Origin of the sequence: Stieleria tagensis, from assembly GCF_024129865.1 — a bacterium.
Taxonomy (GTDB): Bacteria; Planctomycetota; Planctomycetia; order Pirellulales; family Pirellulaceae; genus Stieleria; species Stieleria tagensis.
Genome location: NZ_JAMYFE010000036.1, coordinates 47,610 through 57,328 on the forward strand (window position 1 = coordinate 47,610; position 9,719 = coordinate 57,328).

Here is a 9,719-nt window from a genome sequence, read left to right on the forward strand (position 1 = left end):
ATGAACAAGAACAGCCAACCCGAATCGGGTTAGTGGTTGTGACCGGCGTGGGGATCAATCGCCCCGCCGGATTTGTTCTTCAATGCCATCTGCAACTGGTGCGCACCGGTGACCGCAATGGTCTGGCCGGGCCAAACTTGGCCGTCATTTTTAATCGCGACGTTCACCGAGTCGCGCGCCAAAACTTGCACGGGAACTCGGTCAAAATGGTCGCCGTTTTCGACAAACAAGTATCGTTCGGGACCCTCCTCGGCCACTGCGTTTTTGGGAACGACAATCGCATTGTCGATCTGTGCGATCGGCAAACGAACGGTCAGACGCTGGCCCGGTTTGTAGCGCCAACTGACGTACTGTTTTCCGCCCCGCTGTTCGCTCCGTTCCGGTTCATTGTCCAACCCCACGTAAAACGGCAACGACCGCGAGTCGCGTCCGATTTCATTGCCGATATAGATCACTCGCAATCCGCTAATCGTTTCAATACGATTGTTCGAATGCTCGATCACGGCCTGCAATTCCGCCTTGGTTTCAGCCGCACTGCGGAGCAGATCCGAATCGCGTTGAAACGCATGGCCTTCGATCAACAATTGACTGTAGTCCGACAGCTGGGCGATCTGCTGTCCGGCCGCTACCGATTGACCGCGGCGGACATCCAATTCTGTCACCAGGAATTCCGCATCGATGTGTGTATGGTCCTGGACCACCGGCGGCTGCATGGCGGCAAATTGGATGTGAGGTACTTCGGCCATCCGATCGTTGGCCGCACCCAATGATTCGTGGTGCAACGAATTGTCGGCATGCACCAACGGTGCCGTCACGATGACTTCGCGAATCAGCGTTCGCGTTTGTTCAATCTTGTTGATCTGGTCTTCGGTCAATCCGTGCAACAACATCGATTGGCGTGCCGCCCGAATCCCGGCCAACAGCTTGTCGCGTTCGTACTCTCGTTCCAAGCGTTTGTTCCCCGCGATTGCCCCGGTGTTGGACACCATGGTCAGTCGTTCGATCTCCCGTTTCTCGACATCCAATCGCCCCAATTCTGATAGAAATGTTTCCTGTGTGTTGACCAAGTCCTGGTGGGTCAATCGCAACGCAAACAACTGCGTCCCACTGCGAATCATTTCGCCGCGCGAGATGTTGATCGCATTGATCACACCGGTCAGCGGCGATGTGATCGCGATGTGCGTCTTGCCCGGCCACGGGGTGACGACGCCAGGAACTTCGACGTAGCGCGTGTAAACACCGGCAGACACCGTCTGTGTCTGCAAGCGCATGTTGGCCCGGGCCTGTGGACTGAGTTCGATCGACTGGCCGGAATCATGACCGGAGTGATCGTGACCGGCATGGGGATCCGTTTCGCCAGCGTCATCCGGCGCGGTTTGCGAATCGGTATCAGCACTTGCGACAATGCCCAGTCGCTGGGGAAGTTCGGTGAAGGCGATTCCGCCGAGGATGATTGCGGCAACAATCGCTAGCAGAGTCAGTGCGGATGCGCGCAGCGGCGCCCCCCACGTATGTTTCGTGGACATGGTGCGTCAACGGGGAATTCAAGGGATCGAGTCGGACCGAATCAAAACCGAAACCAGCAAGACTGCCGGACGGATTGTCTCCGGTTGCTCAGATCAACCAGGTGCACAGCAAGGCACAATGAGAAAGCGAGCTGTCGGCCCCCAAGCAATGCTGGCGGGCGTCTCGATGGGGAACAACGCCAGCACGCCCCCCACAGTCCGCCGCGCCGCAATCGATGACAAATGCGACCGTCGGCGTGTCGGCAAGAAAGTTGACGTCATTGGACGAAACAAAACTGCAACCGACACTGGTATGACAGCCTGGATCGTTGCCGTCACAGGGCGTTTGCTCGCAGCAACCGCAGGCCACACTCAATTCCGCTGCGGCACTCTCTCGCTCGTGCTGAACCGAGTGTGAGTTTTGCTGCAGATTTTGGTTCGACAAGCCGCGATCGGAATCGTCGTCGTGGTGATGACAGCACGGGTGCTGGACACTTGGCGAATGTACCGCAGCGACCGTTTGCAAGTGATCACATGCCGCGGAGGATTGCGTCATCGGTGCCCCACGTGCATCACAGCCACAGGCATGATGCAGCGAACACCCGAGAATCGAGTGGATCAGCAGCGCGAAAACAGTCGTCACTCGACAGACTTGGGACACAACAACAGGCTCCAAAGGGGTCACAGGGGGAATTATCGGCCGAAACAGGGACACAGACCAGATCAGCGTCAGCAGAATGCGCAAGTTTCAACAGATTCTTTGTGCTATCAATTCTGCGGATCGAAAAGCAGCTGGGATCATCTCGCAAGATTGACTGGCGACGTTACATTGCGTGTCTGGCTCGCTGCCCCACTTGTCTAAAACTCGCTTGGAATATGTTCTTTTTTCGACTCGCGTTGTGGTTCGGATTCTTGTCTCTGCCACTGCAAATTGCTGGTGGACAAAACGCCGGGATGCCGTTTCCGACCCAATCGCTGGGTACCCGGGGGCAATCAAACCCCACTGCCGCCAACACCACCCCGCCGGCCGACAGAACGCCCCCGACGGGGTCGACCACCGCCGGCATCGATGCGTCTGCGCCGGATGCGATCGACGAGCAACTCGATGGGCTGCGCAGCCGTGTCGAAGCCTCCCAGTTGAGCGAGGAAGAAAAGGCGCCGATTCTGCAATCGATCGCCAACACGGCCAAACATCAAAAAGACCTGCGGGCATTGATCCGCGCCAGCGACAATGACAAGGCCGCCTTTGAAACGGTCTCGCAGCGGACCGAAGAACTGAAAACCAAGCTGTCCGAACTGCGTTCCCAAGAATCAGCGCAGACCTTCCAAGGCACGTTGGCGGAACTGGAAACCAAATTGGCGGCGTTGAGTGCCGAACGGGCGTCGACCAAACAAGCGGTCAGCGACGCCGAATCGGCGATCACTCGCGCCACCCAGCGTCGCGCGGAAATCGAATCAGAAATCCCCAAGTTGAATAGCGCGCTTGATGAGCGTGAAGCACAGGCCGCTGCCGCTGCGACGGCGGGCGATGGTTCGCTGGCATCGGAAGCAATGGTCGCTGAACTGAAAAATTCGTCGGCATTGCTAAAAGCTCAGATCACGGCGCTGCAAAATGAGCAAGCACTGTTGGACGCAGAAGTTGCAGCGAATTTGCCTCAACTGCGGCGTGACCGCTTGGCGCGTGAATTAGAGCTCTATGACAAACAGCTTCAGCAACTGAAATCAGCGATCGATGTCAAACGCTCCACCGATGCGGCAGAACGTGTTCGCAAAGCAGAGCAACAAGTCGACGAACTGCACCCGGCACTCAAGTCGATCGGTCTGGAGAACCAAGGTTTCGCGAGCTTGACCCAGGAACTAGCGATCGAGATTGAACGCCAGGAAGCCAAGCTCAATCAGCGCACGTTGCAACTGGATCGTCTAGCCGAATCCTTTGATGACGCTGAAAACCGGGTCAAAGACATCGGGCTGACCGATGCGGTGGGCGCGATGCTGCGCAATCTGAAACAGAGCCTACCGAATGTGAGCGCGTATCGGTTTGACATTCGCGAGCGCACCGAAACCATCAACAATGCCAACTATGACTTGATGGACATGACCGACCGCCGCAACGAATCGATGCCGTTGGCGGTCGATGCGTTGCTGCGAAATTCGGTGGTCCCGATCGCGCACGATGAACGTGATCTGTTGGAACAGGAAGCTCGCGAGTTGCTTCAACAGCAACGCACGGAATTCCTAGATCCGGCCATTCGCAGTCAAACACGCTATTTCAACACGCTGTTCGAGCTGACCAATACCGAAGAAGAAATCATTCAATTGGTGGAGCGTTCACGACGCTATATCAACGAAAACGTACTGTGGACACGCAGCACCAAACCGCTGACGTCGCAATTTGTGCCGTCCAAAAGCGAGTGGTGGTTCACGTTGCGATCGGCTTGGAAAGACGTGGGCAGCCGGATCCTGTTGGATGTCACACGTCATCCAATGTCATGGTTTCTTGCGACCCTGGCGTTGGTGCTATTGGTGGCTTCCCGCTACCGAACGCGCGAACAGATCGCAACGATCGGGCAACAGGCCTCCAATTCCAGTTTCGTCCGCTTTTATCCGACGTTCCAGGCGTTCTTTTTGACCGTTGCCGCCTCGGCGCCGGTGCCGCTGTTATTTTGGTTTTTGGGCAATCGGTTCTCGACGATGGCCAGTGATGACCGCACGCTGACCGCGCTGGCGTTGGCCTGCAAAACGTTTGCATCGACCTATGCGTTGCTGGAACTCGTCCGGCACGTGTGTCGCAACAAGGGCTTGGCCGAATGCCATTTCGGTTGGCACTCGAGTGCGATCATCAAAATCCGCCGCAACCTGCGACTGCTGTTGTACATCGCTGTGCCGTTGGTGACGGCTGCCAATTTTTTGTCGGCCGGCGGATTGGGTTATGGCAACGACGTCTTGGAACGCTACTTCACGCTGACGGCACTGGCCGTTTTGTGCCTGTTCCTGGTTCGCACGGTGCATCCACGCCGTGGCGTGCCGGCCTACTTTCTGGCTAATCACCCCGACGGCTGGGCCAACCGTCTGTCGTCGATCTGGTACCCGGCCGTCTTGGCGATTCCGATCGCGTTGGGCGTGTTGACGTTCATCGGATATTACTTCACCGGTCAACAACTCGGTTGGCGTTTCTTTCAGTCGGTCGCGTTGCTGTTTGTGATCGGGGTTGCCGTTTCGATGGTGATCCGCTGGTCGCTGGTGCATCGCCGCCGGTTGCGGTTGGATCAACTTCGCCAACAACGTGCCAGCCAAGGTGAATCCGGCGACGCGGAATTGCCGTTGACGCTGACCGATGAAAGCGCCGAAGACCTACAGGACCAAATGCAACAATCCCGCAGCCTGTTTTGGACGGCGATGGTGGCGTTTGCATTGATCGGATTGTGGGTGGTATGGAGCGATGTGGTGCCGGCGCTCGGTTTCTTTGAACGCTGGCCGCTGTGGAATAGCACCCAAGTGGTCACGGAATTGGTGACCAACGAAAATGGCGACCCGGTGGCCCAGTCACGCGAATCGATTGACCCGGTTACGATTGCAGAGGTGGCAGTGGCGATCCTCGTGTTGTCGATCGCCTTTGCGGCGGCCAAGAATTTACCCGGGTTGCTCGAATTCGCCGTGCTGCGCCGACTGCCGCTCGACCGCAGTGTGCGCTACGCCGTCACCACCTTGGTCAGTTATGCAATCGTCTTGGTGGGGCTGGTCGCCGCGGGAAATCGAGTCGGACTACACTGGAACCAGATTCAATGGATGGCGACTGCATTGACGTTCGGGTTAGCATTTGGTCTGCAAGAGATGTTTGCCAATTTCGTGGCTGGAATCATCATCCTGTTTGAACAACCCGTCCGCGTCGGTGACGTCGTCGAAATTGAAGGGGTGACCGGAATCGTCTCGAAAATTCGCATTCGAGCGACAACGATCACCGACTGGGACCGCAAAGACTACATCGTCCCGAACAAAGAATTCATTACCGGCCAGGTACTCAACTGGACCCGCAGCGACGAAATCATTCGGCTGACGGTGCCGGTGGGCGTCGCCTACGGCAGTGACACGGTCAAGGCCAGGGCATTACTTTTGGAAGCCGCCAAAGAACATCCCGAGGTACTCTCGAACCCGCCAATCCTTGCGACTTTTGAAGGATTTGGTGACAGTTGCCTTGATTTTGTCTTACGTGTGTTCATCAAGACATTCGAAAGACGATTGCATGTCTCACATGACCTGCACATGGCCATTGACAAGAAATTTCGCCAAGCCGACATCGAAATTTCATTTCCCCAACGCGATCTGCATTTGCGCAGTTATCCGCCGGAGATGGTTCGGTTCTTTGAATCGACCCACCAAGAATCTCCTAGCGACCAAATGCAATCAGAATTCGAAAGGTGAGTGCTGCAGTGATATACAAACAAGATCAATTTCCAATAATCGGCTGGCGCGAATGGGTCGCATTGCCCGAATTGGGAATCAAGCATATCAAGGCCAAAATCGATACCGGTGCCCGATCGTCGTCGCTACATGCCTTTGACATTGAACCCTTTCAGCATCACGGGCACGAATGGGTGCGGTTCAAGGTGTTGCCCGTTCAACGCAAAGAAAAACGTGTGATCGAAGCCAAAGCCAAGGTCTTTGACAACCGTTCGGTCCGCAGTTCCAGTGGCGAATCACAGATCCGCCCCGTCATAAAAACCTCGTTGCAGATGCTAGGGCATGTGTTTGACATCGAATTGACCCTGGCCGACCGAAACCAAATGGGATTTCGGATGTTGTTGGGGCGCGAAGCATTTCGACGCCGATTCTTTATTGATCCCGGCAAATCGTATTTAGGTGGCGTCCCCCGGAAACGGAAACATAAGCAATGAAGTTAGGAATCCTCTCCTGCAGCCCTCGCTGTTACAGCACACGCCGTTTACGCGAGGCCGGGGAGCAACGTGGCCACAAGATCAAGGTGCTGGACACCCTGAAGTTCGCCATTGATTTGGAGCAGGGAGCTCCCGATCTGTACTTCCGCCGCAAACAGCTAAGTGACTACGACGCGGTGCTGCCACGCATCGGCGCATCGATCACCTATTACGGCACAGCGGTGGTCCGCCAGTTCGAACAGATGAGCGTCTTTTCGACGAATTCATCTGGCGGCATCGCCAATTCTCGCGACAAGCTTCGCAGCCTACAGATTCTAAGCCGGCATCAGATCGGGATCCCACGAACGACATTCGTCCGCAACAAACGCGATGTCCTTCCCGCGATCGAACGCGTCGGCGGCGCACCGGTGATCATCAAGCTTCTCGAGGGAACACAGGGGATCGGCGTGTTGCTGGCCGAAACGATCAAGTCGGCCGAAGCGATCGTGGAGCTATTGCAGAGCCAAAACCAGAACGTGTTGATCCAAAAATTTGTGGCCGAAAGCAAAGGCCGCGACATCCGCGCCTTTGTCGTCGGGGACCAAGTGATCGCTGCCATGCGTCGTGTCGCCCAGGGTCAAGAGTTCCGCAGCAACGTTCATCGTGGCGGGATGACCGAAGTGGTGGATCTCTCGGAAGAATATCGAAACACGGCGTTGCGAGCGACGCAGATCATGGGACTGCGGGTCGCCGGCGTCGACATGCTCGAAGGCAAAGATGGGCCTCAGATCATGGAGATCAATTCGTCGCCCGGCTTGGAAGGCATCGAACGCTGCACCCAATTGGACATCGCCGGCGCAATCATTGACCATATCGCCGCACACGTGGATTTCCCCGAAATGGACCTTCGCCAACGACTGACCGTCAGCCGTGGTTATGGCGTGAGCGAAATCAGCATCCCGGAGGGCGCCGATTTGGTGGGCAAATCGATTTCCGAATCGGGGCTGATGGATAAAAGCGTCAACGTGCTGACCCTGTACCGCGACTCGTCGGTGATCCCCAACCCTCGCAGCGAACGCGTCTTGCAAGCCGGCGATCGTTTGCTGTGTTTTGGGAAATTGGAAACCTTGCGACATCTGGTTCCGCGCAAAGTTCGCAAGCGACGGCGTCCCGCGGTTCAGGAGTTGCCCGAACTGCCGGTGGCCAACCAGGTCCACGATCATCTCGATGAAAACATGGAACTAAAAACGTCGCATTAGAGGTCGTTGACCACGGCACCAACTAGCGGGCGGGGCGGAACCTGCTAAAAACGTGTTTGATGCTGATCGGCACGTTTGTACGCAAAGGCTTCCATGGACTTTCTGCTCTACCTATCGTTGATTCCGGCACTCGCCGTGTCCGCACAGTGGATTGCGTGGCGGACCCGATTGCCGGGCATTTTGTTGCTGTTGTTGATCGGCGTAGTGTTGGGGCAATTCATTCGTCCCGACGATTTGTTGGCCGAATTGCTAGACGGTGATCGCACCACCACCGGTCCTCGATTCCTGTTCCCGATCGTCTCGCTGGCCGTCGCGGTGATCATGTTCGAAGGCGGGTTGTCGCTGAAATTAAGCGACCTCCGCGAAGCCGGCGTGCCGGCATTCCGCTTGTGTACGATCGGAGCACTGGTCACCGCGGTGATCACAACGGTTCTGGCGCACCTGTGTTTCGGATTCGGTTGGCGGTTGTGCGCGCTACTGGGTGCGATTTTGGTCGTCACGGGCCCGACGGTGATCGGGCCACTGCTGCGCCAGGTCCAGCCGAGTCGCCGCGTGGCGAACACATTGAAATGGGAAGGGATCGTGATCGATCCGGTCGGTGCCGTGCTGGCGGTGCTGGTATTCGAAATCCTGTTGCTGCGTGGCGGCGACGTCAACCTGACCGACGGTTTCTTCCTGTTGGCAAAAACCATCGCGGTGGGCGGTCTGTTCGGCCTGGGCGGCGGAATTTTGCTGGTGACCGGTTTGCGACGCTACTTGATTCCCGACCACCTGCACGGTGTTGCCGCACTCGCAGTCGCGCTGCTGTTGTTTGCCATCAGTGATCATTTTGCCCATGAATCGGGGTTGATCACCGTGACCATCTTAGGGCTATGGCTGACAAATCAACACGGATTTGACATTGAACACATCATCGAGTTCCAAGAGCATCTGCGAACATTGCTGATCGGATGCCTGTTCATTGTGCTCGGCTCGCGGGTCGATTTGGAACTGCTGCAACAGGTCGGCTGGGCGGGTCCACTGTTTGTCGCGCTGTTGGTTCTGTTGGTCCGGCCGGTCTCAGTGTTTGTCGCCTTGATCGGCAGCGGCATGAGTTTCAAAGAACAAACCTTTATCGCCGCGTTGGCACCTCGCGGAATTGTTGCCGCCGCAGTGAGCAGCATTTTTGCATTGCGGATCGAACAAACCGCCGGTCCAGGGATGGTCGGCGCGGATCAACTGGCGGTGATCACCTTTCTGGTCATCATCGGCACGGTCACGATCTATGGATTGCTGGCGTCGCCGATTGCAAACTGGCTGGGACTGTCAGATCCGAACCGCAACGGGGTGTTAATCACCGGGGCCGACCCATGGGTGGTGCAATTCGGGATCGAACTGAAAAAGGCGGGCTGCCCGGTGGTGTTGATCGACACCAACTATCGCAAGATCACACAAGCAAAAATGCAAGGGTTGGACGCGGTGTGCGCCAACATGATGAACGAACATGCCCGCGAAGAATTGCCGCTGACCGGCGTGGGACACATGCTGGCGATGACGTCCAACGACGAAGTCAATAGTCTGGCGGTCCGCGAGTGCCGTTCGATGTTCGGACGGGCGAACACGTATCAGCTGACGTTCAATTCAGAAAGCCGTCGAGGAATGACTCGCAATTTGATGGGCCGCGAATTGTTTGAAAAAGAGTTGACTCATTCTCAAATTCGGCGGCTGATCGACGACGGGTACGAATTCAAATCGACGGCCATCAGCGACACCTTCGGCTACGAAGATTTCCAGCGACTTTATCCGGACCACCATGTGCTGGCAGTCATTGAAGGCAAGTCCTTCTTGAACATCATCACCGTCGACGAGCCATTCGAATTAGAGGCCGGCGAAACAGTGATCGCACTGGTCGGCCCGGAAGCCGATCCCGAACATCCGCCGGCACATTCGTAGCCCACGCATCCAGCCCGCCACGGGCCAATCGAAAACCGCGTGGCGAAGATTTTGACTCTGATTGCGGTCTCTTTACGCCAACGGCGCTGGACAACCTAGCCGAGGGTCAGGTCCTGTGAGCGCAATGGACGAAAAAAGCACTGTCATGGTCG

6 protein-coding genes are annotated in these 9,719 nt (G+C 56.5%); 4 read left to right on the forward strand and 2 right to left on the reverse strand.

Annotated elements, in window-relative coordinates; genetic code table 11:
* Positions 1-29 precede the first annotated feature (29 nt).
* Entirely contained in the window at positions 30-1,526 is a 1,497-nt protein-coding gene (locus tag NHH03_RS07825) for an efflux RND transporter periplasmic adaptor subunit (RefSeq protein ID WP_253155209.1), read from the reverse strand.
* An 88-nt stretch (positions 1,527-1,614) separates the two neighbouring features.
* Complete coding sequence (locus NHH03_RS07830) at positions 1,615-2,148, reverse strand: hypothetical protein (protein ID WP_253155210.1); 534 nt, start codon at positions 2,146-2,148, stop codon at positions 1,615-1,617.
* A 311-nt stretch (positions 2,149-2,459) separates the two neighbouring features.
* Between NHH03_RS07830 and NHH03_RS07835 the strand changes: the two genes are divergently transcribed.
* From NHH03_RS07835 to NHH03_RS07850, 4 genes are all read left to right on the forward strand, one after another.
* Complete coding sequence (locus NHH03_RS07835) at positions 2,460-5,924, forward strand: mechanosensitive ion channel domain-containing protein (protein WP_253155211.1); 3,465 nt, start codon at positions 2,460-2,462, stop codon at positions 5,922-5,924.
* Positions 5,921-6,397 (forward strand): ATP-dependent zinc protease family protein, encoded by a 477-nt coding sequence (locus tag NHH03_RS07840; RefSeq protein ID WP_253155212.1) that lies wholly within the window; start codon positions 5,921-5,923, stop codon positions 6,395-6,397. Before NHH03_RS07835 ends, NHH03_RS07840 begins: the two co-directional genes overlap by 4 nt.
* Positions 6,394-7,635 (forward strand): RimK family alpha-L-glutamate ligase, encoded by a 1,242-nt coding sequence (locus NHH03_RS07845; RefSeq protein ID WP_253155213.1) that lies wholly within the window; start codon positions 6,394-6,396, stop codon positions 7,633-7,635. The genes NHH03_RS07840 and NHH03_RS07845 overlap by 4 nt, the downstream gene beginning before the upstream one ends.
* A 93-nt stretch (positions 7,636-7,728) precedes the next feature.
* Complete coding sequence (locus NHH03_RS07850) at positions 7,729-9,567, forward strand: cation:proton antiporter (RefSeq protein ID WP_253155214.1); 1,839 nt, start codon at positions 7,729-7,731, stop codon at positions 9,565-9,567.
* Positions 9,568-9,719: the final 152 nt, after the last annotated feature.

Coding starts and splice junctions, on each gene's coding strand:
- NHH03_RS07845 (WP_253155213.1), top strand. CDS start 6,394: ATGAAGTTAGGAATCCTCTCCTGCAGCCCTCGCTGTTACAGCACACGC.
- NHH03_RS07825 (WP_253155209.1), bottom strand. CDS start 1,526: ATGTCCACGAAACATACGTGGGGGGCGCCGCTGCGCGCATCCGCACTG.
- NHH03_RS07835 (WP_253155211.1), top strand. CDS start 2,460: ATGCCGTTTCCGACCCAATCGCTGGGTACCCGGGGGCAATCAAACCCC.
- NHH03_RS07850 (WP_253155214.1), top strand. CDS start 7,729: ATGGACTTTCTGCTCTACCTATCGTTGATTCCGGCACTCGCCGTGTCC.